General features: G+C 49.5%; 19 protein-coding genes and 1 pseudogene. 10 read left to right on the top strand and 10 right to left on the bottom strand.

What is annotated here, in order from left to right:
* Positions 1 to 16: 16 nt before the first annotated feature.
* Positions 17 to 1,573, bottom strand: coding sequence for a copper amine oxidase N-terminal domain-containing protein (locus D7M11_RS23845; RefSeq protein WP_158606800.1), 1,557 nt, complete (start codon positions 1,571 to 1,573; stop codon positions 17 to 19).
* A 207-nt stretch (positions 1,574 to 1,780) separates the two neighbouring features.
* Here D7M11_RS23845 and D7M11_RS23840 point away from each other — a divergent pair, with 207 nt between their 5' ends.
* The 4 genes from D7M11_RS23840 (at position 1,781) to D7M11_RS23825 (ending at position 7,043) form a co-directional block, all read left to right on the top strand.
* A complete protein-coding gene (locus D7M11_RS23840; protein ID WP_120749770.1) occupies positions 1,781 to 2,512 on the top strand; it encodes a response regulator transcription factor in 732 nt (243 codons plus the stop codon).
* On the top strand, positions 2,509 to 3,522 hold the full coding sequence (locus tag D7M11_RS23835; protein ID WP_120749769.1) for a sensor histidine kinase: 1,014 nt from the start codon (positions 2,509 to 2,511) through the stop codon (positions 3,520 to 3,522). The genes D7M11_RS23840 and D7M11_RS23835 overlap by 4 nt, the downstream gene beginning before the upstream one ends.
* Positions 3,523 to 3,633: 111 nt before the next feature.
* Positions 3,634 to 4,344, top strand: coding sequence for an ABC transporter ATP-binding protein (locus D7M11_RS23830; protein ID WP_120749768.1), 711 nt, complete (start codon positions 3,634 to 3,636; stop codon positions 4,342 to 4,344).
* Positions 4,341 to 7,043, top strand: coding sequence for an ABC transporter permease (locus D7M11_RS23825; protein ID WP_120749767.1), 2,703 nt, complete (start codon positions 4,341 to 4,343; stop codon positions 7,041 to 7,043). Before D7M11_RS23830 ends, D7M11_RS23825 begins: the two co-directional genes overlap by 4 nt.
* Positions 7,044 to 7,180: 137 nt before the next feature.
* On the opposite strand, the gene D7M11_RS23820 is transcribed toward D7M11_RS23825, so the two are convergent.
* Positions 7,181 to 7,963, bottom strand: a complete 783-nt coding sequence (locus tag D7M11_RS23820) for a hypothetical protein (protein ID WP_120749766.1) — start codon at positions 7,961 to 7,963, stop codon at positions 7,181 to 7,183.
* 119 nt (positions 7,964 to 8,082) lie between these two features.
* Complete coding sequence (locus D7M11_RS23815) at positions 8,083 to 11,418, bottom strand: ATP-binding protein (protein WP_120749765.1); 3,336 nt, start codon at positions 11,416 to 11,418, stop codon at positions 8,083 to 8,085.
* 265 nt (positions 11,419 to 11,683) lie between these two features.
* Here D7M11_RS23815 and D7M11_RS23810 point away from each other — a divergent pair, with 265 nt between their 5' ends.
* Complete coding sequence (locus D7M11_RS23810) at positions 11,684 to 16,387, top strand: S-layer homology domain-containing protein (protein ID WP_158606799.1); 4,704 nt, start codon at positions 11,684 to 11,686, stop codon at positions 16,385 to 16,387.
* Between the two features lie 66 nt (positions 16,388 to 16,453).
* Here D7M11_RS23810 and D7M11_RS23805 read toward each other — a convergent pair whose 3' ends face one another.
* Positions 16,454 to 18,172: an SWIM zinc finger family protein gene (locus D7M11_RS23805; protein ID WP_158606798.1), complete on the bottom strand. Its 1,719-nt coding sequence runs from the start codon at positions 18,170 to 18,172 to the stop codon at positions 16,454 to 16,456.
* 271 nt (positions 18,173 to 18,443) lie between these two features.
* Between D7M11_RS23805 and D7M11_RS23800 the strand changes: the two genes are divergently transcribed.
* Both D7M11_RS23800 and D7M11_RS36960 read left to right on the top strand, forming a co-directional pair.
* On the top strand, positions 18,444 to 18,758 hold the full coding sequence (locus tag D7M11_RS23800; protein WP_120749762.1) for a hypothetical protein: 315 nt from the start codon (positions 18,444 to 18,446) through the stop codon (positions 18,756 to 18,758).
* A gap of 20 nt (positions 18,759 to 18,778) precedes the next feature.
* The gene (locus tag D7M11_RS36960) at positions 18,779 to 19,153 is read left to right on the top strand and encodes a hypothetical protein (protein ID WP_193556265.1); all 375 of its coding nucleotides are present in this window, start codon (positions 18,779 to 18,781) and stop codon (positions 19,151 to 19,153) included.
* A gap of 792 nt (positions 19,154 to 19,945) precedes the next feature.
* Here D7M11_RS36960 and D7M11_RS23795 read toward each other — a convergent pair.
* Positions 19,946 to 20,371 (bottom strand): DUF5946 family protein, encoded by a 426-nt coding sequence (locus D7M11_RS23795; RefSeq protein WP_240041279.1) that lies wholly within the window; start codon positions 20,369 to 20,371, stop codon positions 19,946 to 19,948.
* 487 nt (positions 20,372 to 20,858) lie between these two features.
* The gene (locus tag D7M11_RS23790; RefSeq protein ID WP_120749760.1) at positions 20,859 to 21,050 is read right to left on the bottom strand and encodes a DUF4177 domain-containing protein; all 192 of its coding nucleotides are present in this window, start codon (positions 21,048 to 21,050) and stop codon (positions 20,859 to 20,861) included.
* Between the two features lie 268 nt (positions 21,051 to 21,318).
* Between D7M11_RS23790 and D7M11_RS23785 the strand changes: the two genes are divergently transcribed.
* Positions 21,319 to 21,537 (top strand): hypothetical protein, encoded by a 219-nt coding sequence (locus D7M11_RS23785; protein ID WP_120749759.1) that lies wholly within the window; start codon positions 21,319 to 21,321, stop codon positions 21,535 to 21,537.
* A gap of 110 nt (positions 21,538 to 21,647) precedes the next feature.
* Positions 21,648 to 22,223, top strand: a pseudogene (locus D7M11_RS23780) (IS110 family transposase); the annotation flags it as partial.
* A gap of 172 nt (positions 22,224 to 22,395) precedes the next feature.
* On the opposite strand, the gene D7M11_RS23775 reads toward D7M11_RS23780, so the two are convergent.
* Both D7M11_RS23775 and D7M11_RS36520 read right to left on the bottom strand, forming a co-directional pair.
* Positions 22,396 to 23,844: a VOC family protein gene (locus D7M11_RS23775; protein WP_120749758.1), complete on the bottom strand. Its 1,449-nt coding sequence runs from the start codon at positions 23,842 to 23,844 to the stop codon at positions 22,396 to 22,398.
* 358 nt (positions 23,845 to 24,202) lie between these two features.
* The gene (locus D7M11_RS36520; RefSeq protein WP_158606797.1) at positions 24,203 to 24,904 is read right to left on the bottom strand and encodes a GyrI-like domain-containing protein; all 702 of its coding nucleotides are present in this window, start codon (positions 24,902 to 24,904) and stop codon (positions 24,203 to 24,205) included.
* 87 nt (positions 24,905 to 24,991) lie between these two features.
* Between D7M11_RS36520 and D7M11_RS23765 the strand changes: the two genes are divergently transcribed.
* A complete protein-coding gene (locus D7M11_RS23765; protein WP_120749757.1) occupies positions 24,992 to 25,465 on the top strand; it encodes a GyrI-like domain-containing protein in 474 nt (157 codons plus the stop codon).
* A gap of 219 nt (positions 25,466 to 25,684) precedes the next feature.
* On the opposite strand, the gene D7M11_RS23760 is transcribed toward D7M11_RS23765, so the two are convergent.
* Together D7M11_RS23760 and D7M11_RS23755 are read right to left on the bottom strand one after the other, a co-directional pair.
* Entirely contained in the window at positions 25,685 to 26,125 is a 441-nt protein-coding gene (locus D7M11_RS23760; protein WP_120749756.1) for a GyrI-like domain-containing protein, read from the bottom strand.
* Between the two features lie 114 nt (positions 26,126 to 26,239).
* On the bottom strand, positions 26,240 to 26,593 hold the full coding sequence (locus tag D7M11_RS23755; protein ID WP_158606796.1) for a VOC family protein: 354 nt from the start codon (positions 26,591 to 26,593) through the stop codon (positions 26,240 to 26,242).
* Positions 26,594 to 26,862: the final 269 nt, after the last annotated feature.

Here is a 26,862-nt window from a genome sequence, read left to right as displayed (position 1 = left end):
GTTCCTCTTATAGCGTTTATTGGGTGTAAATGTCTTTCGCATTGCTGCGGAACGTATTTCCTGCCAAATAATCGGTAGCCACATTAGAGCTCTTGATGTAGATTCCGTATTCCTTGCTGTTTTCAATTGTAGAGTTCGTTAGGATCGGCCCTAAATCTTCCGGTAACGTTATTCCATTCACTGCATCTTTGACGTGCACATACTCAAGCTTGAAGTCCTTGCCGACATATGGGCCGGCTCCGATGCCATCCCAGCTTCCGGGACGTTCCAGCTGTGAAGTAAAGGTAATCGGTCGTTCCTTCGTACCTTTCGCGATTAATCCGCCTCTATCGTAGCTGCCTACCGTCAGGCCGCTAAGCTTTTCCCATATAGTTTCCGTTCCAGGCGCAATCGTTAAGACCGGGCTGGATGGACCATCGACATAGACGGTAATCTTGGCTTGATACGGAATACTCAATTTGTTCCAAGTCGTATTCGTATTAATCGTCGTAGACGACATGGCAGCCGCAATCAATACGACATTAAGCTCGTTCTCCTTGTAATCGCCATCTGGCAAACCATTCGTTCCGTATGCGGCTGTTACGATCGGCGCCCCGCCGCCATCAGGGGATGTCTTCGTTCCTGTTATCGTAAGGTTTTTACTTTGTGGAGACAGACGGGTATTTTCCATTAACTGAATGCCGGCGTATGCATTATTCTTAAATAACGTATCGCGCACGGTTAGTTCAACAGGGGAGGTTCCTGCCGTAACTGTAACGGCACCATTGGATCCCCCAGCGTACTCGATATGAGCAAAGTCGATAGAAGCGCGGCCTTTTACAGTCTGACCATAGAAGTGAATGCCTTTCCAGAAGCCGGGCTGTGCACCTGCCGTGTCAGCAGAAAATGTAACCGGATCTTTCTCCGTTCCTTCTACGACAAGCCCTCCGGGAGCATTAAGACCGACAAGAATTCCTGCTCCATTCTCGAAGCGAACCACTGCGCCCGCTTCAATGACAAGATTAGGGCTATCCTTACCTTCAACATAGAAGTCATCCTTTACAAAGTGAGGACTTCCGCATACGCTCCACGTTTCGCCGCCGGGCTTAATGGTGCCGTTGTGTACTTGCCCTCCGGGAAGGTTGCAGCTGTTATCCGTTGTAACAATGGCCGTATTCGTCGTGGAATCGAAATCAACATTTGCTCCAAGAGCCTCAGATACAAATCTTAAAGGCACATAAGTGCTTCCATTCACTAACAACGGCGGCACATCCAAGGTCGACGCCCGATCGCCAATCTTTGCTTCAATGTTGTCTATTTGTAAATGAATGACTACAGTTCCTTTTGTAGCGGTAATCGATCGAGTGTTTGGATCCCATTCCAAAGTGGCGCTCAACCGCTCGAAGATAGCGCGAAGGGGCACCATCGTTCTTCCATCTATTAGCTGAGCCTCGACATCCAGCATATTACCGTTGACTTTCACGGCTACAGGCCTTTGAATCTCCCCTGCTGCTAAGGCCGCTCCGGCCGGCACGACAAAAACAGCTATCCAAAATAACGCCGTCAACGTAAAACGTAGCACTCCCAATTTCATTCTTGTTCCCCTCTCGCAATTTTTTTGCCGTTTCCACAATACTTGCACCAGCAAAATACATGGTACAGGAAAGATCTGAATTTCTTGTCGAGACATTGTCAAAAAAATACGAAGATCCTGCGTGCAGCAAAAAATGGCTCCCTGCCCGCCACTTGTGCGGGTATAATGGAAGGAAGTATAAAGCTTTTCAAAGAAAGAAGGTCTATCATGCAGCAGCCGGGAAGTCCGATCCGCCTATTAGTCGTGGATGACGAAGAGCAAATGACCGCCTTCATCGCTACTTACTTAAGGAATGAAGGGTATTCCGTTACGATAGCCCCTAGCGGCGCAGAAGCGCTTTCGGCATTGGAGGAACCGCCCGGTCCCGGATTCGACCTGATGCTGTTGGATTGGATGATGCCCGGGATGAACGGTCTGGATGTGTGCAGGCGTCTACGCAAATTTTCCGATGTTCCGGTCATTTTCCTTACGGCAAAAACAGACGAGATCGACAAGGTGCTGGGGCTGGAAATCGGAGCGGACGATTATATAACAAAGCCGTTCTCGCTAAGAGAACTGGAAGTTCGGATCAGGGTCGTGCTCCGCAGAAGACAGAATCAGCCGCAGCCGCCGGCCGGTGCCGAGGATGAACCTCGCATGCTGAAGAGAGGCAGGCTGTCCATCGACTTGCCGAAGCATGCAGTCTATCTCGACCAGCAGCCGATACTTTTAACCCCTACGGAATTCAAGTTGCTGTGCACGCTGGCACAACATCCGGGCCGGGTGTATAGCCGGATGGACCTGTTGGAAATTGCACTCGGCGATGAATATTCCGGCTACGAACGGTCCATCGACACGCACATCCGCAATCTGCGCAAGAAGATCGAGAGCGATTATTCAATCCCCAAGCTGGTTGTAACTGTACACGGGGTTGGTTATAAGTTCGGTGACCCGACATGAAAATGCGTATGAAGCTTTTTTTAACCTTCTGGGCTTTTGGCATCGTTATTTTTCTATTATCGAATCGTAGCATCACCGGGCTCTCGCTGGGCGGAGAGGGACTGGCGGAACCGGTCACCGTACTGCTGCTCGCTGTAAGCACCATAGCGGGATTTTCCTATTTGCTGGCCATTACCTATTGCAAAAGACTCGAAGGGTTAGCCGGACAAGCACAAATCGCAGTCCGGCAACGAACCGCGGCGCCCATCGGCTCCATGAGATCGCGGAATGAAATCGATACGATAACCCATGCGGTCAACAAGCTGAAGGAGCAATTGACGGAAGGAGAAGCCATCCGTAACCAGCTAGTTGCCGATGTCGCTCATGAGCTGCGCACTCCCATCGCTATTTTGCGGGGGCATCTGGAAACGATTCTGGAGGGGGCGATGGATTTGGACCGGGAGCATCTCCTTCCTCTGCTGGATGAAACGAAACGGATGTCCAGACTGATTCAGGACATGCAGGATTTGAATCTGGCCGAGGCAGGGAAGCTGGCGCTGGACCGTTCATGGGCTCCCTTCGGCTCCATTCTCGAAGAAATCGTATCGATTCTGGAGATCGAGGCGGAAGCTAAATCGATAACGCTGCACCTCGATGGCGAGGGTGAGGGCGAATTGTACGGCGATATGTCGCGGATCAAACAGGTGTTCATCAATCTGATCGGAAATGCCGTCCGGTATACGCCGAGAGGGGGACGGGTCGACGTTCATTATAAATACCATGATGGGCAAGTTAGGGTAACGGTGTCGGACAACGGACCGGGCATCGCTCCCGAAAGCTTGCCGTACATCTTCAAACGCTTCTATCGAGTGGAAAATTCGCGAAACCGGATGTCCGGCGGAACCGGCCTCGGCCTTGCCATCGCCAAAGAGTTCATCGAAGTGCACAACGGGGCGATCCATGTCGAGAGCGCGCCGGGCGCGGGGACGGCCTTCACCGTCATGCTGCCTATTTTCCCACCCAATCCGTAACCCCAACATCGATCGAACTATGCATTTTCCATGCATTTTCCCGTCAAAAAATTGATATTGTTCGGATACAATAATCCGAAAGGCTGTATTACTTAGATTGGAGTGAAGCCGATGAACCCTTCGCAGCCCCTTTTGCACGTTAAGGGGTTATGGAAGATTTACCCTTACGCCGACTATAAAGTAGAGGCTTTGAAAGGAATCTCCTTCGAAGTATCGAAGGGAGAGACCGTCGCCATTATGGGTCCTTCCGGCTGCGGAAAAACTACCCTGCTCAATTGCGTGTCGGGACTGGATACTATCGATCAGGGCAGCATCCGGATCGACGGTGTCGATCAGAGCGAGATGAACAGCGGAAGCCGCGACGCCTATCGGGCGAAGCATATGGGCTTTATTTTCCAAGCGTACAATTTGATACCCGTACTGACGGCTGTAGAGAATGTCGAGCTGCCGTTATTAAGCATGGGAATGAAGCCCAAGCAGGCGCGTGAAAAAGCGCTTGAAGCATTATCCAGAGTCGGACTGCGCGACAGGTCGGGCCACAGTCCATCCGAGATGTCAGGCGGGCAGCAACAGCGGGTAGCCATTGCCCGAGCAATCGTCAACCAGCCGCTGATCGTCTGGGCGGATGAACCGACGGGGGCCCTCGATTCGAAAACCACAGTTATGGTCATGGATCTGATCGCCCACTTGAATCGAACGGAAGGGATTACGTTCATCCTTATCACTCACAACCCGGACGTGGCCCAATATGCCCACAGAACCTTATACATGGACAGCGGCCATATTATACAGAACCGGGCGAATCGCGGGAGGAGCTTATGACCCAGGCGGTTCCTTTCCTCACTGTCATTGGAGCAGGATTAACCGCTTATATGCTCCTGCTTCTCTTGCGTTACCCGCACTTACGTCGAATGGCCTGGCGAAGTATGCTGAAACAGAAACGTTCGACACTGCTGACGGTCGTAGGGTTAGCCATAAGCACATCCTTCATCTCGATGACAATCTTTATGAATACAGCCTTAACCGCCGGAATGAAAACCGAATTGGAGAAGTTCTATGGCCGCATCGCTTACGATGTCCCTTCCCGAACTCAAGAAGCTGCCGATCATACCTACTTCGACCTCCAAACCGTCCAAGAAATCCGCCAAAATAGTGCGGGAGTCTCCCTCCCCATCATGTCCCTTCCTGCTACCTTCATGACGAAGAACGGAAATGGAACGATCGGGAAAATCTCCCCTTATGTAAATGTAATTGGAGTCGACTCCGCGGAAGCTATTCGTTTCGAGCCATTTCTAAGCTCGGCGTTTGGTAGCGGGCTTCAGCGGAATGAGGTACTCCTATCCTCACATGCCGCTGAAATGTTAGGGGTAAAGACCGGTGACACGGTATATGCGATAGACAACTCGAACCGTGAGAACCTGCTAACGGTTACCGCCGTGGTGCCGGAACACGGATTAACGGGCTATCCCGGTATTTACCATGGGAAAGCTACTGCAATTGTAGATTTGGATACCGCACGCTCTTTAGAAGGCGTCCAAGGCACCTTTTATACTAATCTCCTGCTCACCGAACCGCTTCTTGCAAAATGGGAAGCCGTGCCTGTTCGTGATGATTTTGTGACGGAACGTAAAAATGCCATTGCGTTCATCACGGTTATCATTGGCATCGTTAGCTTAAATGCCATTCTCATCGGCATCGTCCTCATCACAAATATATTCCGGCTAATTGCCGAGGAGCGCAGAAGTGAAATGGGCATCCTCCGTACCGTCGGCTTGCGCAAGTTTGATGTGGGACGATTGATGATGCTCGAAGGGCTTTTATGCGGGTTTTGTTCCGGCATATTCGGCGTCTCCTTGGGCTTGGCGCTGGCCTATCTCTTGCTGGATCGAATCACAGCATCTTTCGATGACGTGTTGCTTATGGATGTAAAGGCCCCTCTGCAATTAGATCCGGGAGTCATCTTTTCCGGATTGGGCATAAGCATGCTTTTTGTATATATTTGTGTCAAACTCATCGCTAGGCAAACCATTAAATTGTCTGTTGTCGAAGCTATAAGACCCGTTCAGCCTAAACTGAAATCGGATAAAACCGAGAGTATCCCGAGAAAATGGATGTTCATTATATGTTCTCTTTTCCTGGTATTCTGCACGGCTTTGATTGCAGTACCAGATATCCGAATGAGATGGATAACCGATAACCGGCTGCCGCTAATCATTGCGATGATCTTTCTTTCCCTCCCGGTGCTAGTGTGGGTTTTCGTACAATTATTGCCGCTTATCGAAAAAGGACTGCTCTATCTATTCCGCAATCTGGCAGTCCCCACGCTTATTATACGGCTTGCCTTGCGCAACATGAATATACCCCCCCTTCGAACCGGCTTGCTTCTGTTTTTGTTCGCAGTTGTTTCCTGCTTTATCAGCTTCTCCATTCTCTATAGCGATTCGATGAGCAAGTACATGAATGATTCCAAACCAGTCGAATTTGCCGGCGGACATGATTTGGTCGTAAGGGACTGGCGCCCCTTGGATACGGAGTCCGTGGTCCGGCATATGGCAACGTCGAAGGAGTACGCTCAAATCGAGCCTTTCCAACTATCCGCTGTACAGCAGTTGTTCTGGAAAGAAGCTCAAGGTCCGAATGGACCCATTGACATCAAAATTAATGGAATCGACCGCAGCTTCGCCGAATCGAATGACATTCCTTTGCGGGCCAGGGACGACCGGTACGCCAGCGATAGGGAAACGTGGAGCGCTCTGGCCGACAGTGACGAAGCTGTCATTGTTGCGGAGAACCTGTTGAAATACAATAGTGGAAATACAAACCGGGTCGGCGATACATTTCCAATTGTTGTCGGGGATCGCACCGTCTTCAAAACGATTATCGCCATTGCCGCCGAGAGCGGTTACCAATCCGACTCTTACGGAATCTGGATCCATAATCGCGGGCTAGCGCGGTTAGCCGAAAGCGAACTGGACATTCACAGCACCGTCTTTATTAAGCTGGGGCTGCATACGGACCACGATGCCATTGAGAAGATCAGTCGGCTGCTCGCCCTGCAAAATATATCCCCCGTAAAAAGTATTGTAAAGTCCGAAAATAGCTTCTATGTATCCATGATCTTTATAGTAAATCTGTTGCAAGGCTTTAATATCGCTGCACTCGGCATCGGAATGCTCGGACTGATCGTTGTCATGTACCGTCTGGTTCGCCAGCGCAGCCGATCTATTGGCATGCTGCGTACAATTGGCATCGGACCAAAAACTGTGGTGCTCAGTCTGTTGTTGGAAGGATTCTTTATTGGAAGCTTTGGACTTTCCATTGGATTTACAGTCGGAACTGCCATAAGTTATCTCACTTTCAACTCGTTATTCAATCTCGAAGCGCTCCACTATTCTCTTCCCCTTATGAGGATTCTGGCTTACTTCGGCGCTGCTCTCGCTTGTTCACTGGCTTTGTCCTATCTGCCGGCACGCAAGGCGCTTCTCGTCCCCCCAACGGAAGCGACACGCACGACAAGTTGAAATCCAAAAAAGTGAAGACTTTCTTCTTCCACAAACTATGGACTGCACCAAAATAAACGTAAATAAACTCAAGCTGCGATAGCTTGAGTTTATCCGGATTCGTAAATGAGGCTACTAATAGCTATATTACGAGAAACTCACTTAACCGGCACACCACTCGAGCCCGTACCCGAGCTGCCCGAAGCATCTTTCGCGCTAGGATCGCCGTTATCAAAGAAGGAAGTGTCTACGATCCGCGCATAGATGTACGGATTAAGGTTGGGGCTTTGCACATGGATTTTTATTTTCTCCAGCCCCTCGACATTAAAGATGAGCCGCTTCACGCCGTCCTCCGGGAGAACGGAGAGCTTTTGCAGTGTCGTTTGGGACGTGTTGCCCGCTTTGTCGCTTGCGTTAAACAGCGAAAAGTCCACCGTGTGCTCTCCTGGGCTGACGACTGCGGCATCGAGCACAAGCCGTTTGTATTTCCGATCGGTTGTAAATACGATATCCCCGTATTGATCGATTTTCAATACTTCTTGGAATTGCTTCTTGTGCACCATTGTTTCCGCAGGATCTCTGGACGCAAGCACATAGATGTCGTCGATCTCCATCGGCATGGCGAATAGCGGCGTTTGCGCGCCCGGACGGCCGCCGATATAGATTTTCTGAGTATCCGCGTCGAATTCGATCGGGATTTTCAACGCCTCGGCCAGCGCGCGTACCGGCAAGTAGTTGCTGCCTTCGTAATGAATCGCGGTCAGCGGTTTACCGTCCTCGTCCTTCGGCTGCCACAGCTCTCCTTTTAAAACGAACGTGACGCCCCGGTTAAAAAAGGCGTTGATCGGCTCCAGATTGACAGCGGCATAAGCGGAGCCGAAAGAGCTTGCGATTACGGTGGCAGCCAGTATGGCGGCCGTGGCCAGTTTTTTCTTTTTCAATTGCTTTCATCCTCTCGTCCATATTCTCAGCTTCATTGTAGGCGGAGAAGCGCTTCAAAAGCGCTTCAAAACGATTGCGCTGTCCCGACCGCCGCGGCGATTCCTTTCTCTTGGTGAGTTTAACGATTCAGATAAAGCTCAATATCTTCCGGCAATCTAGGCGAGCCTCCAGCGGCTTGAACGGCCTCGGCCGCAAGGGAAGGCATCGGGGGCGGCGCTGCGGACACTGTGCAATAGGAGCCAAGCTCGCGGCAGCGGTCGGCATACACTCGTTTGCCCGATTTGCGATAAAGCTCTTCGTTTAGCTGCCGTGCGGCGGCCCCATCATGCTTCTGCAATTCCGGGTCCAGCTTCCACATGGCATAACGGATGGCTGCTTGCTCCCGCGGATCGGGGTACAGTCCGGCCAGCGCTTCCAGCCGGTTGATCGCTTCAGCCGGGCTGAGCCGGCCCAGCCCGGATTCGAGCTGCGCCAGCAGCACCTGAAGACTAACAGCCATATCCTTCCGCTGGAGCCGGTTTGCGATCTGCAGAGCTTGCTCCGCGATCTCAGCGGCGCTCTCCTGCCGATCCTGACTCTCTCTTAAAAGGCTTGCATAGTACAAAGTTTCGCATTCAAAGTAGGGTGTTCGCAGCTTGTGGAACAGCCGGATCGAGAGGTCGAGCCAGCGGTCGGCTTCGTCCAGCCGCTGCCGAGTGAGCAGACAGCGCCCTCCGTAGCTGAGCATGATGGCTGCCACCCGCCAATCCTGAATAGCTACGGCTTCGCCCAGGCAAAAGGCGATACACGCCAGCGCCCTTTCGTCATGCCCGAGATACCAGTAATACCTCCCGAGCATTCCGATCCCGTTCGCGAAGCCCATCCGGTCTCCGATCGAACGGCTGAGCTCCAGCTTATCTGCGAGGAAGGCGAGCGCCCGATCCATCTCGTCCGTATCCATGTCGATCAACGCCAGCAATCCCATCGCCTGTTCGGTCGTATAATGGTCGCCGTACCCGGCCGCGATCGCAATTTGCTTCTTGATCCAGTATACCGCCTCGTCGTAGCGGCACTGGTCGTAGAGCAGGTGGCCCACCACGCCGAACAGGCGGCAATCATCGCGGCTCTGCTGCCCGGCCAGTTCCATCCGTTTCCGCAAACATTCAAGCGTTTGATCGTAGCTGCCCATGTAGTAGTGCAGGAGGCCAAGCGTCGTATAGGTGAAAATCACCCCGGAAGCATCCTCCGTCAGCTCGAAGCAGCGCAGCGCCCGCTCCAAAAAACCGCGAGCCTCCTCGTATTTCCCTTGCTGGCGCAAGCAATTGCCAAGCGCCACGTCGCAGAGTGAGCGCTCCCGTATCGTAGCCGAGCCACCCGAGCGCTCCAGCCACTGCCTGTAGCTTTTCTCCGCTTCGATCCAATTGCCGACGACAATCCAGGCTTCGCCGAGCTTCATTAGATAGGGGAGTATCCGGTCAGACGGAAGCAGCTCGCAGAGCTTCCGGTAATAGTTGATTCTCGTCTCATTGGCGTATAACCTCTCGGCGGCTGCGGCGGCCAGCTCGTAATGTGCTGCGGCTTCCGCATTCATACCGGCAAGTTCGAAATGGTAGGCGATCTCCGCAGCGGCCGGCTCGAGCCACCCCTGGTGATAGGTGATCAGCCCATTCGCGATTTGCCGGTGGTAGATCTTTCGCCTGCTGCCGTTTCCGGCCTGATAGGCGACACTTCTGATCGTATCGTGCGTAAACCCATATTGTCTGTCCTCGTATTCCCGTATGATCTTGAGCTGTGTGAGCTGCTCCATGAGACCGAGAACGGTCTCCTCCCCCATACCCGATACGATTGCCAGAAGCTCGGGCGTAACGGGTTTTCCTACCGCCGCAGCAACCGAAACGAGCTGAAGGCTTGCGGAAGGGAGCCGGCTCAAACGGCTCTCGATCACCGATTTCACCAGCGGCGATAGGCAAAACTCGCTCGAGCTTTTCCCCGCCTGCCACTCTCTCATCGTCTCCACGATAAATAGCGGATTGCCTCCGGTTTCCGCGTGCACCCCGGGCGCATGAAGCTCCGCCAGCGGGGCGCCGACGATGGCAGCCATCAGTCGCCCCGTATGCTCCTCGGTCAGCGGAGCCAGTTCGATCTCCGCAATATTCCCCGCCAGCCGGAGCCCGGCTACGAAATTGTCGACAGCCTCGTTCGCGTATTCGCACGTTCGCATCGTCGCGATGACGAACAGCTTCGCTTTGGAGCCGCCGCGCAGCATATACGCAAGGAACTGCAGCGTTTCCTTGTCGCACCATTGCAGGTCGTCCAGGCCGAGCAGCAGCGGTTGTTCGGCAAGCAGCATCCGTTCGATCGCCTCGTACCATTTATTCAGCTGCCAGTTTTCCCGAATCGGCGCCGGGGGCGGCAGCTCCGGGAACGTCTCGAACAGCTCCGGCAGCAGCCGGGTCAGCTCCGACAGCCAGACTGGACTGAGCGGCGGCAGCGGGATGCTGCGGAGCCAGCTTGTTACCGGTGTATAGGACAGCGAACGTACGGTAGGGTAGCAGCCGGCCCAGGCGGTTCGAATCCCCTGGCTCTCCGCCCATGCCTTGAATTCGAGGGCCAGTCTCGTCTTGCCGATCCCCGCCTCTCCCTTCAGCAGCAGCATCGAGGTTGTTCCTGTCTTGGCCTGCTGCCATAGGTCCAGCAGCGCGCCCCATTCGCCGATTCTGCCGATAAGCGGCTTCCGGCTGTAAGCCGCCTCAGTCAGATCGTCCCCGCTTCGCATCAGGCTGCTGTACAGCTGCTGCGTCTCCGCGGATGGAGCGATCCCCAGCTCGGTTTCCAGTACGCGGCTCAACCGGTCGTACGTTTGTGCAACGCCCGCCATGTCCTTGCGGCAGCCGTGCAGCCGCATCAGCAGGCGGTACGTTTCTTCCCGGAACGGATGCTCGCTGAGCCGCTTGTTCGCGAACAGCAGCGCCGCCTCGTAGTCCCGCCGATTTTCCAATAGGGCGGTCAGCTTATCCAGCACGTTCCTGTAGATCTGGAGCAGCTCTTCCCGCTTCGCCTCGATCCATTCCTCGTAAAAGCCGGGCAGCAGCTCGCCCCGGTACAGCTCTTCCGCCTGGCGCAGCTCGTAGAGCGTATTCCCTTGCGCCGCCCGCTCGAAGGCGCGCACGTCCGAGTCGCAGGGCAGCTCCGGATTCCACTGCATATAGGCCGGGGTAATGCGAATAAACCGGTCCAGCTCGGGAACGCCAGCGCGAAGATCGTGAAGGAGCTTGCGCAAATTGGAGAGCGCTTGCTTCTCGGAGGAATCCGGCCAGAAGTCGAAGGCGATGCGCCTTCTGCTTTGGGGCCGATCTGCAGCAAGGATCAGATAGGCGAGCAGCAGCGCCGCCTTTTTGCCGGGAATGTTCGTTACGGGCGTAACGCCCAGGGCGATGTTCAAGCTGCCCAATAACTGAAAGCTGTAGCCTGCCAAAACGGTTGCCCCCCATAGAACGGCGCGCCGTGTCCGTTCTCTTCATACCTATTCCATCTAGTTCCAACTTACCTCAAAGCGCGGCCGTGTCAATAGCCTGGAAGATCTACCACCAAGTCCCATTTATCCGCGGTCGAGTCCCTCTCCCCCGCAGAAATGTCATCATAGTGCCAAAAGTAGTCATCATCTCCCCTATATGATGAAACCGCTCCCACCTATAATGAAAACCGTATTCCAAACTAACTTGATAGGAGAAGGTGAATTCATGCGAAGGTACGGGGCACGACTGAGCGCATTTCTCGTCGTCTGCTTGCTCGTCTCGTTATTTCCGACGTTTGGAATAACGACCGCGAATGCCGCTGGCGGCGGAAGCGTTACCGTGGATGATTCGGTTTACGCTGTGTCACTCGACGGAAGCAAGAAATTGAAACTACAATATGTGAACATTAATGTAGACAGTCCGCAAAAGAGCGACTACCTGGCTCTGTTTACAAGCGGAACGCCGGTTACGAACGTCGCCGGTGATAGCGCTTCCGTGTTTGTCAAAAGCGGCAACGCAGCACTCCAGGTGGATGCGCAAGGGGTCGTTCTCAAGCTGGTAGGCCCGAAGGGCGGGATCGATCCGGCGACGAATAAACCGAGAACCTGGGATGCAGCCCAGAAGGTTACGATTCCTCCGGGCGGCTTCGTCATTCTCGCTTCGGATAACGACTGGATTAACAAAAACTTCCGCAAGGCGTTGTACAACGCGTTCCAGGCAGGCGATACAATCGCCCTCGAGCGGGGCGGCGCACGCGTAACCGCAGCGGATTTCCTCGGACAGCCGAGTCTGCAAATAACGGGCCCGACCGAGGCGAATGTTACATCCGCCACCTACACTGTGCAGGGCAAAGTGCTGAACTACACGGCAGGCACCGGGCTGGCAGTAAAAGTAGGCGACGTCGCAGCCGCTGTTCAATCCGATGGTTCGTTCAGCCAGACTGTAACGCTCGTCGAAGGGCTGAACACGATCTCCGTCAAGCTGCTCAAAAATGCCGATGTGCTTCAAGATACGCAGCTTAAGCTTACATACCAGAAGGCCAGCGGCGATCTGATCGAGATCGAGGCTCCGCCGGAAGATATTACGATTACCGTCGAAGGTCCGAAGAAGCCGATCAATTACGTCGATAAGGACGTTACCGGCATTCCGAACATTATCGCTTTGTTCACGACCGAATACGGCTCGAAAATCCAGATTGCCGCCACCAACGTGGCCATTCAGGTCGATGCTAACGGGAAAGTGACCAAGATGATCAATGCGGCGACCGGCAATAGCACGCCGCCGTGGGTCGGCGGAGAGCTGGATATCCCGCAGGGCGGCTATGTCGTCATGGCTCAGGATAACAGCTACGCCACAATCGGCCTCAAAAAATATTTGGCTACCAAATTCAAGGTCGGCGACGTAGTCAAGCTCCGCAAAAACGGCAACGTCGTAGCCGTATCCGATCTGATGAGCGGTACAGGCGCCACGCCGCGCATGCAGCTCGACGGCCTCTCGATGTTTACGACGGCCGATGCGAAAACGACGATTGCCGGCAAAATTACGAATCCGACCGGCGCTGTCGTCAAGATCGGCGGACAAACCGTCACTCTGCAAGCCGACGGTACGTTTGCCCATGAAACGGCGCTTGCGGCAGGTCCGAACTACATCGACGTCGTCTTGTCCAAGAACGGAACCGATCTGGACAAAAAATCCGTTGTCGTGTACAGCAGGCCTTCTCTCGCGAACGAGAAGCAGGTGATACTTTGGGTCGACCAGGCTTCCAACGCGAAGAAATTCCAGTCCAGCGAAAGCGTGCTCGATTTCCTTCGTAAGGCAAAGGCAGCAGGCGTAACGGACGTCGCGTTTGACGTCAAAGGGGTCGAGGGTTACGTTTCCTACAAAAAGAACGATCTGACGCACCGTCCGTATGTAAGCGAAATGGTGGCAGGCGACCGGAAGGGCGCAAGCCCGAATCTCGATCTGCTCGAGCTGTTCCTGCAGCACGGCCATACGCTCGGCCTGAAAATCCATGCGGCCTTTAACGTATTCGCCGAAGGTTCGATCGCCGTTAAAGATTTTGCGATCATCGACGACCATCTCGATTGGGAAGAACGCGTCTTCCGTCCCGAGGACAACGGGCAAATTATGCGCCTGAGAGAAAGTGCTTACGGGCAAAAAGGCTTGTCCAACGCTTCCGGCGGCGCGGCCGTTCTGTTCGTGAATCCGTCCAATGACGACGTGCGCGACTTCCAGCTGAAAACGTTCGAAGAAGTAATGAAAAACTACGACGTCGACGGCATCATTCTCGACCGCGGCCGTTACGATAACGAAACCGCTGACTTCAGCGACTTGACGAAGGCCAAGTTCACCGCCTTCCTCCAGCAGCGCGGCAAAACGCTGACGAACTGGCCGAACGATATTTTCCGCTACGTCGACGGCAAACGGGTAGACGGTCCGCTCATTCAAGACTGGTGGGAGTTCCGTTCCGGCACGATCGAAAGCTTTATGCGGGAAACCCGCACGCTCGTAGACAGCTACACCGCGTCGAAAGGCAAAAAGATTCAAACGTCGGCCTATGTCGGCGCTTGGTTCGAATCGTATTATTTGAACGGCGTGCACTGGGGAAGCAAAGACTTCCGCTATGACAGCCGCCTGAAATTCCCGACCGACTCGATCTACACGCAAGGCTATTACCAAACGGGATATATCAACTTCATGGATTTCCTGATGGTCGGTACGTACTACAGCACCGTTCCGGAAATTCAGCGTTACATTACGATCGACTCGATCGTGACGAACGGCGAGGTACCACTTTACGCCGGTATGGCGCTGGCGGATCTGCAGGATCCGACGCTGCAGCGGCAAATTTTCCAAACCGCGCTGGGCAGCACGAACGGCTTGATGCTGTTCGATGCCTCGCTGGCCAACTGGCCGATTATTAAGTCCTCGATCGATAACGTCGAGTATGTGAAAGATTACCAAGTCGGCATGAGCACACCGGGCAAACCTTCTTCGTTTATCGAAGGCAGCTTCTATAATATCAGCCGGAACCTGGGCGATTTGAACGTGCTCACCGACGAGTTCGGCACATCGACGGGAACGAACAAATTCGGCGTGGAAGTGGTAGTAGACGCCACCGGCAACGTAACGAAGATCGTCAACAAATCGCAGGCGATCAACTGGAACTGGAGCTTCCCCGAAGACAACAACAGCGCCATCCCGGCAGGAGGCATGGTCATCTCGGCATTGGACGAAAATGGCGTTCGCACGAAGCGTCAGCTCGTAGCAAATTCGTACAACGTCGGGGACAACGTCCGCGCAGCGGCACTGTCGGGCTTCCTGAACTATGACGGCAAAACAGTAACGACGGCAACGCCGGAAATTAAAGGAAATGTTAAAGTTCTGGGTACAGGCTCGAAGGTGAACGTCAACCTGAACGGCCAGGCAGCAAACGTAGACGCCAATGGCGATTTCGCCGGCACGGTACACCTGCAGCCGGGTAACAACACTGTTACGTTCTCCGTTTACGTAGACGAATTGAAAACGAACGAGAAGAAGATTCAACTGAACTACACGCCGGGTACCGGCGGCGGCTCCAGCGGGGGCGAATCCGGCGGAACGGACACGCCGTCGAATCCTTCTACTGGCGGTGGCGGCGGCGGAGGTTCGGTAACGACTCCGGAGCAGCCGACAACGAAACCGACGGATGACGGCGTAGTGATTACGGCGCCGGCAGTAGAAACAACCGAAGGCGGCAAACCGGCTACGAAAGTAACGCTGGATGCCGACACGATCGCTAAAGCGGTAGCCGCTCTGCAGCAGCAAGGCAGCGGTTCGAAGGAAATGATCGTGGAAGTGCCGGGCACACAGCCGGTTGCCATTGTGACGCTTTCTGCACAAGCTTTGGCCAAAGCGGCAGACTCGGTTGAAGGCACCGTAATAACTGTAAAATCCGGTGATGTCAGCTACAAGCTGCCTGCCGGTCTGATTGACCTTAACGCGCTGGCAGCCCAATTGGGCGCTCAAGCGGGCGACGTGCAAATCTCGATCGTGATCGAGAAGAAAACCGGCGCTGAAGCGAAAGGGATCGCGGATGCGGTAGCGGCTCAAGGCGGCCAAATGATCGGCGACGCTTACGATTTCCGCTTAACCGTACAAGCCGGCGGCAAAACGCTGGAAATCAACAATTTCGGAAGTCAGTATGTAGAACGTTCGATCACGGTTGCAAGCAGTGTGCCGGGTTATGCCACTGCGGTTGTCATCGACCCGAAAACCGGAGAAATGACGTTCGTTCCGGCTCTCTTCGCGAAATCGAACGGTTCCACAATCATCACGATGAAACGTACCGGCAACAGCACTTACGCGGTTGTCGCAGCGAACAAAGCGTTCCAGGATACAAAAGGACATTGGGCGCAAGCCGATATCGATCTGCTCGCCTCGAAGCTGCTCGTTAAAGGCGTAACGGACAACGAATTCGCTCCGGACCGCTCGATTACCCGCGCGGAATTCGCAGCCCTGCTCGTACGCGCGCTTGGTCTTGCCGAGCAAGGCGGCAGCGCCAAGTTCAGCGATGTCCGCTCCACCGACTGGTTCGCCGCAGCCGCAGCGACGGCAGCCGCAGCCGGTCTGATCGAAGGCTACGAGGACGGCACGTTCCGTCCGAACCAGGTGATCAGCCGCGAAGAACTGGCCGTGCTCGCTTCCCGCGCCTCGGCGTTCGTGACGAAGTCGGCTGCCGCTAGCGTGGCCGCGCTTCAATCGTTCTCGGATGCGGGTTCGATCAGCGACTGGGCCCGCAGCGCAGCCGCTCAAGCGGTGAGCGCCGGCCTGATGAACGGAGTCGCCGATTCCGTCTTCGCGCCGAAGGAGCAAACGAGCCGTGCGCAAGCGGTCGTTATCCTGAAGCGTTTGGCGATCAAGCTCGGCTTGATGGACAACAACAACTGATGCAATTGTAATAAAGAAACAGGAGCGTGGCCGAAAGCCATGCTCCTGTTTCTTTTTCCTATACGGTTATACTTTCCCAAGCTCGTCCCGGAAAGCGGGCCGGTTCGGATACTGCGCCAGCAGCTCTTCCACGATAGCCCGCGCCGAGTCGGCCCCGCCGATTTTGCGAACGAGCCGGATCATGCGGCATACGTTCTTATACTCCTTCCGGTTAGATGCCTGTTTGGCGTTCCCCTCAATCATGCTTCGGAAAAGCGAGACCACTTCGTCGCGGTACTCCTTGACCAAGTAGGAATAATACTGTTCCAATTCGCCCGGGCGTTTCGTCACGTATTCGAGCAATTTCGAGGTTTCTTTCTCCTGAATCAAAATGCGCGGGTATACAGGCTGCCACCAACTGGTTTCGTTCTCCAGCTCGGCAAGCAGTCCGGCATATACCGGTTCCCACTCGGCCGGGGCATACAGAGCTTTGATCTGATCGTAGTATACAATATCTCCGCCGATTAGCAGCTCCAGCCCAAGCTCCCGCTGGCGCTCCTTCTGTCCGGACAGCCGGTAAGCTTCGTATCTGAATTTCTTCCACTGATGGACAAGTCCGGGCAAACGATTGGCGGTGTCCAAAACTTCCCCTTCCTCGGCCATCGCAATCGCCTGGTCGAAGCTGCCTTTGTTCATGGCGAGCTGGATCGCCTTCTTGCGGATATCCGGATACCGAAGCGAATCGCGCATAAACATCGCGGCCTCCTCTTCCTCCCCGAGAGCCAGCAGCCGCTCGTACCGCATCGCCGTAATCTTTTCGGTGATATAGCTGCGGTTCGAAGCCCCGTCCGCCTCCGCTTTACACAGCTTGGCCGCCGTCATCTCCCAGATGTCGCGCTGCTCTTTCGTTACCGCCAATAATCCCGCAGCCTCCAGCAGACCGAGCTGCCAATCCGACCATCCTTGCAGGAACGGCTGCTCCGCCGCCTCCGTCAGCAATTTTAGCAATCTTTCCCGCTGCTCGGGCATTAGCGACGCGGAATCGCCGGCAATCTGCCCAATAAGCTCTATGCTATTTCCAATAACAGCGCCTATCACGCCATCGGAATCGTCAGCCGCCTGAAGCAGTTCGACCATCTCCTCCGCCACACACAGAAGAAACGCGACCGCTTGCAGCGGTTTGCCGCCTTCGGCGCTTTTTAACGCCAGGTCGGCCACCTTCTCCGCTCCCTTCACCGCTTTGCCCGTATTTCTCCATTCCACGAAGCCATGCTTGTCCGAGTACTGTTTAACTGAGGAACGGATCATCGCCCGGCATTCCCCGATGCCTTGTTCCCCTTCCCCTTCCGACAAATAAAGCCGAATTCGCCGCTCCTCGATCTTGGAATCGCCAGCCATGTCGAGCAGAAGTTCAACCTGCGTTTCTTTGCTGGCCGCTTTCAGCGGCGTCTCCAGCTTGGCTGGGACGGTCGTTGCCTTCTTCTTTCCCCGTGTGGAACTTGGCTTCGCTTCTTCCTCGTTTTCCAGTCCGGAGCCAAACTTCTCCTCCAGCAGCTCGATCAATACGGCAACCCGATGTTTGCATACCGGCCCGGCATCGTACGGACAATCGCAATCGGACGACAGCACCTCGCCGTCATCGCCAAGCTCGATCTCGACCTCATAGTTCTCGCTGCCGCTCACCTGGGCCTGGAACACACCCGGCTCCACTTCTTCGATTTCATGGACGCAGCCGTTCTCGGCATACTCCCGGCCTCTCTCTAATATAACCGGATTGACGAACCGTCTCAGATGATGGATGTTCAAGGTTACGCCTTCTTTCGCAAATGCTATTTTCTTATTAACAGTTAGTTTAGCGTGGGGACGCGGATCCCTGGTAGCGCCTCTTGCACTTGCTAATCAATCGATTATAAAGCCACACTTGAAGTTAAACTGAATTTGCTCTTGCAAAAGTGGAGTTACCAAAAATGAACTATTCGTTAAACTGTAAAGTCGAATATATAATAACATTTTTCTAAAGAAGCATGAGGTACGGGTTGATTACAGTTGTAAATACTTATGGAGCTGACGTGGATAAATGAAAAAAAGCAGCATTTGTTTTGTTTTATTGTTATTACTGTTAGTCGGGTGCGGCCCTGCGGAAACTACGGAAACAAAAACTGATGCCGTACAAAATGAAACAGAAATTATTCAATTAGCAACTCTCCAAAAAGTTACTTTGACGAATATAAGTGAAAAGAAAGGCGACATATTCCAGGGGATGAAAATCACGCTTGGAGATCGAGGCAAAGAATTCGACTGGGTTAACGTAACCAACCCAACATACTTTCCTCGATTGTACTTATCGGATATGAATGCGGATTCAAAGAATGAAATCATCGTTATTCTATAACGAAAGCAACTGGAAGCGGAGTGCACGCTGAGGAAATCCATATACTAGATGCTACGCTTAATGAAATCCGTATTGAAAATCCAGTGAGTTGCGTTGAAAAACAAGTAACAAGCAGGATTGTTATAAACAATGATAAAGTTTCCGTTAATCTGGAAGTGCAAGATCTCAAATCAGAGAAAGTCTATAGCAGATCCGAATCAGGTAGTTGGAATCAAAACATAGGTTTCGGATCGATCCTAAAGTATGAGATAAATGATAAAAAAATAATAGCGTATGTATCTGCTCAGGCATCTCCTTCCACTTTTATAGGAGAATTAGTAGTATCGTATATCTCTTCCGGCCCTAACCTCAAATGTAGTCAAATCAAGTTTAGAGCTTCCGATGAACCGAAATAATTAGAATATAATAAAAGCGAAAAGTAGCAATTGGATACCTTATTGATTTAATAAATCCTTCATGTTTCCATTTTGTAATGCATCTAAATGAGAGACATTGTTCAGGAAGTTAACTGCTCTCCCGTTTTGGGAAATTTCGATAGAATGAATAGCAGTATCGCCACTTTTAAAACCAAATTTAAGCTTCGAAGGTGCTCCTAGTTATTTATTCTTAGGAGAATTATGCACTATGACCTAACGTCATAGTCAAGAACCTTGAATCAAAATTAATTTACAAGTTCTTAAAACTATCCTGCCCCGTTACTTCAATGAACATCAATGAGGAGCTGTCCTTTGTGTTGCTCCACGCTACCGTCTCCGTTCGCGTAATAATTACGACACAATTCTACTTGTATCAGCTATTTATTCTTCAAGGAATCAGGGCGGTCCCAGAACAGAAAAGCACCACACGGCTGAAAAGTCGCGATCAGCTGGCTAGATACGCATGCGAGGCCCTGAAGTTGTGCCGGAGCTAAGCAATTATCAGCTTTTATTTCCATTTTCTTTCCGTTATTCGTTTTAATTCTAACTCTTCATTCCCAATCTTGAATGATGATAGGTAATATTTCATACTTACTTCTCCCCCAGTTATGATTACATAATTCGTTGAGTCAGTTTTGAGTTGTTGAACGCTCAACTCTCCCGCCCGTTAGCGCAACAACGGCAGCCGAACATTTTGGCCGGTTGCTGTTGTGAAACGATTGAGCTATCGTCTCCGTGAGCGGATTGAAAACTCTAAATAAAATACAGGCTCTATATTTCAGTTCTTATAAAATCCCTCCATTTCTTCACATTTTCAATCGCATTATTTTCACCCTCAGTATAAACATCGCTCACCGTCATCGTCCATTCTCTTAAAACTCTTGCTCTTTCTAAAAAAGGAGTAGGATTAACGATTTTAAAAGTTTTATTTGTTGTGACTTCCCTATTTTTTTTGAGAATGTAAGAGGTTTCCCAATTGTAATCGTAAGCATCACAGAACAAACTTTTTGTTAGATCGTATCCTTCTTTTGTAAAATGTGATGGATGCTGCAACATGTAATTGGAAACCGTCCAAAAATGAAGGGCATAGAGATTAGGTACGCTATGTTCCCAAGCCAAAAGATATCCAAATTGTTCCGAACAAGATAAACCATCCTGTTCCGCCGCCCCGCATTCTACACAGTAACCCGATTCCATAATTGAGTCTATCAAGGAGATCTAATCCTTTCTTTTATATATTTAATGTGTACTTGCTAACTGGATTCTGAATTTTGAGCGCCTTACAACGTGAAGTATAAAGTATCACGTTACGTAAACCTCAAGATATAATCCAAAATAAAAGCTTCAAATCATGATTTGAACAAGCTCCATGTAAATCGGGCAATTCAGCAAAAAACTTGCTGTTACTTGTGATACGGTTCACCGAGTATGATCTTAAAATGTTGTGAAACGATTAAGATTAACCAGTCTGTTTACAGTGCTCCGTCGGGAATGTCATAATGTTCTTGTCACCCAACACCCTCTGGCCGTTGTACCCCTTCTTTCGTTCGTCTGGATTCCCGAAGAACCTATATCCCTGGAAAACCGTTTCAATAAAAAGCAGGCAACCCATCCACAGTTAAGTGCTGGACTGATTACCTGTCTTCGTCATAATTGAGAACGGGGATGTACAGCGAGACTTTTCTTAACTTTCTTCCTTAACTTTCCTCTCAAATATGATTTCATATGCTGTAGGTTTTCCATGACCATTGTAGCGAGTTGGCAAAACCTGAACTAGTCTCCATCCATCTTTTGCGTGATCATCAATTGCTTGCCTGTACATTGATTCTGTAAACATTCCACCTAATGTAGTGTCTACATATTTGTACTCATACATGATTCTTCACCCTTTCCAAGATAAGTCCTCAATTTTATGTATAAACATTGTATCCCCCTCCAAATGGTTTATTTTGTATCATAATAGCTGGATTTGCAAGTGGGGCCTTTGATAGCTGCCCTCCGTTCGCAATTAAATTTCATTATAATATTATTCGTATGGACGATTCGATAATTGATCAAACAATAGTTCAAACCGACATGTATACATATAAGTACAAATGAAAATTATATCAAGGTGTCCAAAACCAAGATCAAAGGAGAAAAAAATGCCACAACAAGTCGATACGAACCAATTAAAGAAAGCGGAAGCAATGACGACCCTTGCCAAAGAACTTATTACACAGGCTATTGAGAAATCAGCAGCAGATCCCATGCTATGCGAAGAAGCTTTAAAACAAGCATCTATCGAGATAGCACAAGCCCAGACTATGGTAAGTCAAGTACAATCCTCTCTTCAATCCCAACAAGCTCAACAATCCAAATGATTGATTCCAGGTACTTTTCTAAATTTAAGTATTTGGCTGGATAAAAAATCAAACAGCGGCGGACCAAGACTTGAAAAATGTCTTAGACTGCCGCTGTTTCATTGAACTATAAGGAACACCGGTGCACCCACGTGGCCATGGAGAGCACTGGCGTGTTCTGGAAACCGATCGTGAACTTGCTCGAAGCTGAAGACATTAAGTTTCTCGTCGTAAACGCCCAGCACATGAAGGCTGTCCCTGGCCGGAAGACGGACGTTACAGATTCCGAATGGATTTGCGACCTTCTCCGTCATGGTTTGCTCCAAGCAAGCTACATCCCCGATCGAAACCAACGTGAGCTGCGGGAACTGGTCCGTTATCGTCGAAGCCTTATTCAAGAACGAGCTCGTGAGCATAACCGCGTACAGAAAGTTCTCGAAGGCGCCAACATCAAGCTTGCTTCCGTCGTTTCCGACATCATGGGACTTTCCAGCCGGGACATGCTCGAGGCCATGGTGAATGGCGAGACCCATCCAGAGACGCTGGCCGGCTTTGCCCGCAAAACGATGAAGAAGAAAAAAGAAGAACTTGAGTTGGCTCTCCGCGGCAATATGAGTTCACACCAGCGCATGATGCTAAAGACCATGCTCACTCACATCGATTTTTTGACGGAACAAATCGCTGAACTTGACGTGGAGGTAGCCAAACATTGGCCACATCTGAAGCTTCCTGATCCTTCCCCCCTGGACAAAAAAGACGCAGCTTTTTTTAAAATTGTACTAGCTGCGCCTAGTTTCGCTGCCTTTTTTAGGGATACGCGTTACGATTAACTCACCATGGCTGTTTGAATTATAGTGATCCGAAACTTTATACAGCTTATTATTTTGGAAGATGAATCGAAAGCTTATTCATACCAAATCCTCCGCCCCAAACATCTACATTGTTATTATCCGGCCCTTTAAATAGAAACCAATTATTGTTGTCCTCTTGTATAATATCAATCTTTATTTTAGTAAGTTGTTCTCGTACTGCTTTCGTATCGTCACAGATAAAGCTTAATCCTCGTGGAGAATCCTCATCCTTGCTAAGAAGAAAATAAGCACCCGGTGAGATTTGCATAACAACACCTGACTGATTCTGATCCTTAATTTCACACCCTAATACATCAACAAACCACTTCGCTGATGCAAGGGGATCACTTGCGTACAATGTGCTATACAACATATCAAAATATTGTCTAGAAACCCTTCCTACCGGATTTAAATCTATTTCTTGTTGATTAATCGGTTCTTGTCTCCCTTCAACCCACAAATAAGGTATATACGCATAAATATAGTCATCCTTATAGTACTCATGAATATAAAAGGTTTCGGGTTTATTTAAAAAACTATTCATAAAGTGAACCCTATTTTTCAATTGGCTTTGCCGAAGCTGATCTATATGTAGATAATCGATTGTAAAAACTAAGTAATCTAACGGCGGTATATGTATATATTGGGCTTCAGAGGGTAATTGTTCTTTAAGAGGAGCACTCGATAAGGGAATACAAACATATGACGCATTTACTTGACCTGTAAAAATCGAAGGATTAAAAGGTACATCCTTTGTTTGTCCTGAATAGTGCGAGGAAATAAACGCCTCACCCTGAACAGAAACATTATGCTGTCGACACCAATCTTGAAGTTGGTTTGACACAGTTTTAAACTCACTATCACTCGAAATTATACATGCTAATAAATGCATTTCGTCCTTCGTTTCTAATCCGCAGCGAATCAAATTTTTCAAAAACAAGTCTGGCATTGAAGCTTGGAGCTTATCCATATCTAATTGATTATTCCAAATATGAATGGTATTTCCATTAAGATCTACTATTTTCATGTGAAACTCTTCATCGATCTCAATATCTACTTCTGCATCCACTAGCTGCCTTCTTAATGCATTGATATTTCTGCAAAAGAAATCGAGTTTTCGCGGACTATTCTTATCTTTATTAATGAAAAGACATCGTCCAGGCGCATACTCCAGTGTGGCAAAATCGGTATTAATTGATACCATTTGAAACCCGAAAGATTTGTAATACCACTTGATTGATTTTTGCAAATCGTTAACAAACAAAGTGTTGGATGACATCTTTACTAACGGTTTATTCATAACCTCATCTCCTTTTTTATCTGCCACAAAAAAACTATTTGTAATCTCTTGCTTTTCTTCTTCTACCTCATTGCGATTAATCAATTTCAAAATATTCGGAATCGTGGTCGGCTTATAGCCATCGGCATTTTTCCGTTTTTTTAAATTCGTTCTTGCTTTCCTTATACTTTCACCCATAAGTGTTCCTCCTCTTTACTCATTTTTTTCAAGTCTAGCATGGTTGGAAATATACTAGATGTATTTTTTTATCAACTTTCGATTATGGGTATATAGAACTTCACTTGTGTAGTTCGCTCTAAGTCATTTCCATCTCTAACAATATACTCTGCAATCTTATTGTTTTGTTCCAAAGGAATCATAATCTCATATCCAAAATGCTTCTTATCCTCTGACCCTATTTCTACATTCAATCCATAAAACTTCATTGTATCTATATCCCATCCTAACTGAGTCCCCTTTTGTACAACGCTTTCAAAAGCTGATAAAATGGATTTAGAGTGCACAGTTATCATTCCGAAGCTAGTGTACTGCAACATTAACTTATTGGCAAATGGATGGATATTGTGCGATCCATAGAATCCGGAGCGTTTATATCCTCGTAGATTTCTAGTATCGCCTTATCCCGTTCAAACGAAAAACCTTGCTGTAAAAGATAGTCTAAGACATATTGATACGAGTCCTGAACCCACCTTCGATGGAATGAACCTTTATAATTGAACACGAAGTAGGATTGGCTTGGAATGATCATGGACACCATTCCCTCGGGTACACTGAGCTCATGCACTTCGTATGCTGCCATATATTGATATTTATCATGGGAAGGTAATTGCACTCCGATGCCGCGTTTTGCATCCAAGATGTGCTTCATTTCAGCAGCTCTATTCAGTAATTTAGCCCATGTTATCGATACCATGGCTTCAATACTGTGAATCAAAGAATGCGGCGCGGTGAATGGGATACCAATAAGTAACAGTTTCGGCTTCACTACGATATTTCCAATTCGATTCGACCGCACCTGTAACTCTTTAGGAGGTAATGTACTTTTGTTCAGCATGGAATACCCGCCATGTTTGCCTGGCTCAGCATATAACGGCATTCCTAGTGCACTTAACTCTTGCAAATACCGATGCATAGTTCGGTATGATACACCGAATTCTTGCGCGAGCTGATCGACTGTAAACTTTTTTCTAGCGTTTATCGATATCATAACTTCAAGCAATCTTTGAGATTTAGTCATGTGTCACAACCCTTGTATACTCTGACAGGTTTTGTCTTAGTTATATGATAAAGTATAGTTGTTAGATTGTTAATACGAGGAGTGAAGATGTTGGAAGTTAACCTGATAACAAAACAAGCCTTCCAAGCGATCGGATTACGATGGGATGGCACTTTTCAAGGAGCGGCCAAAGGAGAGATACGGGAGTTGATAGCGGAATTCAAGCGCAGACTAAACGAGATCTCGGGTATCGTTATTCGGGATCGTATTCTTGGTTTTTCCGAGGGTCATACCAAAGAAGGCTTCACTTATTTTGTTATGGTTGAAACCTTACAATCCGATGAAATCCCGGATGGTATGACGGCTTTATCCATCCCAACATACACCTACGCGGTATGCGAACATCAAAAGGGGATGAATATCGACAAAACCTATGAGGATCTTGCAGCTTGGTATTCTGCTGAGGGATACGAGCTTGTTCCTAACGCCCGCAGCTTTGAAACATACCCGTTTCATTATAATCCACTTGTGGATGAACCGGAGTTTTGCGTATACAATCCGGTACAATTGAGAAAAAACTAACATATCATTTAACCAAAAACGCCCACGAGTTCGGGTATCTTATGTGTGTCTATTTCGCAAAAAGCTATTGTTATATATCTGATGCCAGTTACTTCAACGATTAGGAGCAGATCGCCGCTGCGTCTGCTCTTAATTATTAACTATCGTACCTGTTAGCCCCCTATGCCGCGCTTTGCGGCACCACAGATGATGAAAATTTTGGTAGTTTAATGAAAATATTCATGCTGGTTTTATCTGTATGAACATATCGAGCTCACTTTCGTCCTCTTCACCCTTAAATCTTTCATCATATACTTCGAAACAGACAATATCGAATTCCTCATAATTATTAGTGCTGAGCCAGTATATAAGTTTTTCAAACGATTCGTTTATCTTACTTATAGGTCCTCTATGAGTTACTCCTGCATATTGGCCAGCGGGAATTTTATACATAAACATTCCTTCTGGCACTTCGCTTAAAGACTCGGTTTTCACACCTGCTAGATAGCCAGGTTCATTTCGTTTGATTAATCCAATTGTCTCATGATGATTTATTCGATCTGTTACTTCGTTTATTCGGGTGAACAAAGCTGGCCAGACATCCCCAGGATTGGTCGGTTTACCAATATTTCCAATACCGATAATCTTATATTCTGGAAAATCAACTAAAATAGGCTGCATCTTTCCACTCCTCCATAAGTGCGTATGAACTCTTACTCGTAGAACTAGAATAAAGTTCCTTATTCTTATTCTGGTGATTATTAAACTCACGTATCTCTTTAGCAGAATAAATCATTATTTAATAGGACTCCCTATACAAAATCTATACCCGTCAGGATCATAAACAAGGAATTCTCTCATCCCGTAAGCTTGATTTATCGGTTCGGATTCTAATATTGCACCTCTTGCCTTTAAGTCATCATAAACAATATCTACATCGTCTACCCAAATGTAAGATTCCATAAAACCGTTTACGGTATGATTAGGACGAATCAGTTCTTTATTCTCAGCCTTTTTAATCAAAAAACTTACTCCATCTCGATCTACAAACTGCCCTTCCATTTTGAAGCCAAGTTGATCCCGAAAATACTCTTGAGACCGTCCTACATCTGATACAAGTAAACATTGTGACGCTTTATTCAGTCTCATAAAAGAACCTCCTATTTTTGCTTCCAACATTACTCTAATAGTGCTATTTATATTTTGCCCTCATTTAATTGATGCCCTAGCTCATCGATTTCTATCAAGATTATAATATCCCTCCTTCCAAAACTACCTTTATTTTGAAACTAAGTAGAGTAAAGGGCTGGGTTGGCCAGCCCCTCCTCATCAAACCGTACGTGCGGTTTTCCCGCATACGGCTTTCCGACGTTCTTCACCCAGGGCAGTACGGCTTACCCAAGTGCATACTGTTTTTA

Origin of the sequence: Paenibacillus ginsengarvi (assembly GCF_003626695.1) — a bacterium.
GTDB classification, from domain to species: domain Bacteria; phylum Bacillota; class Bacilli; order Paenibacillales; family NBRC-103111; genus Paenibacillus_AB; species Paenibacillus_AB ginsengarvi.
This window is presented reverse-complemented; position numbering and strand designations above follow the sequence as displayed.

What these genes read in the sequence shown, in the direction of transcription:
- D7M11_RS23845 (WP_158606800.1), bottom strand. Translation starts at nt 1,573, where the DNA reads ATGAAATTGGGAGTGCTACGTTTTACGTTGACGGCGTTATTTTGGATA.
- D7M11_RS23840 (WP_120749770.1), top strand. Translation starts at nt 1,781, where the DNA reads ATGCAGCAGCCGGGAAGTCCGATCCGCCTATTAGTCGTGGATGACGAA.
- D7M11_RS23835 (WP_120749769.1), top strand. Translation starts at nt 2,509, where the DNA reads ATGAAAATGCGTATGAAGCTTTTTTTAACCTTCTGGGCTTTTGGCATC.
- D7M11_RS23830 (WP_120749768.1), top strand. Translation starts at nt 3,634, where the DNA reads ATGAACCCTTCGCAGCCCCTTTTGCACGTTAAGGGGTTATGGAAGATT.
- D7M11_RS23825 (WP_120749767.1), top strand. Translation starts at nt 4,341, where the DNA reads ATGACCCAGGCGGTTCCTTTCCTCACTGTCATTGGAGCAGGATTAACC.
- D7M11_RS23810 (WP_158606799.1), top strand. Translation starts at nt 11,684, where the DNA reads ATGCGAAGGTACGGGGCACGACTGAGCGCATTTCTCGTCGTCTGCTTG.
- D7M11_RS23800 (WP_120749762.1), top strand. Translation starts at nt 18,444, where the DNA reads ATGAAAAAAAGCAGCATTTGTTTTGTTTTATTGTTATTACTGTTAGTC.
- D7M11_RS23795 (WP_240041279.1), bottom strand. Translation starts at nt 20,371, where the DNA reads ATGGAATCGGGTTACTGTGTAGAATGCGGGGCGGCGGAACAGGATGGT.
- D7M11_RS23790 (WP_120749760.1), bottom strand. Translation starts at nt 21,050, where the DNA reads ATGTATGAGTACAAATATGTAGACACTACATTAGGTGGAATGTTTACA.
- D7M11_RS23785 (WP_120749759.1), top strand. Translation starts at nt 21,319, where the DNA reads ATGCCACAACAAGTCGATACGAACCAATTAAAGAAAGCGGAAGCAATG.
- D7M11_RS23775 (WP_120749758.1), bottom strand. Translation starts at nt 23,844, where the DNA reads ATGGGTGAAAGTATAAGGAAAGCAAGAACGAATTTAAAAAAACGGAAA.
- D7M11_RS36520 (WP_158606797.1), bottom strand. Translation starts at nt 24,904, where the DNA reads ATGACTAAATCTCAAAGATTGCTTGAAGTTATGATATCGATAAACGCT.
- D7M11_RS23765 (WP_120749757.1), top strand. Translation starts at nt 24,992, where the DNA reads ATGTTGGAAGTTAACCTGATAACAAAACAAGCCTTCCAAGCGATCGGA.
- D7M11_RS23760 (WP_120749756.1), bottom strand. Translation starts at nt 26,125, where the DNA reads ATGCAGCCTATTTTAGTTGATTTTCCAGAATATAAGATTATCGGTATT.
- D7M11_RS23755 (WP_158606796.1), bottom strand. Translation starts at nt 26,593, where the DNA reads ATGAGACTGAATAAAGCGTCACAATGTTTACTTGTATCAGATGTAGGA.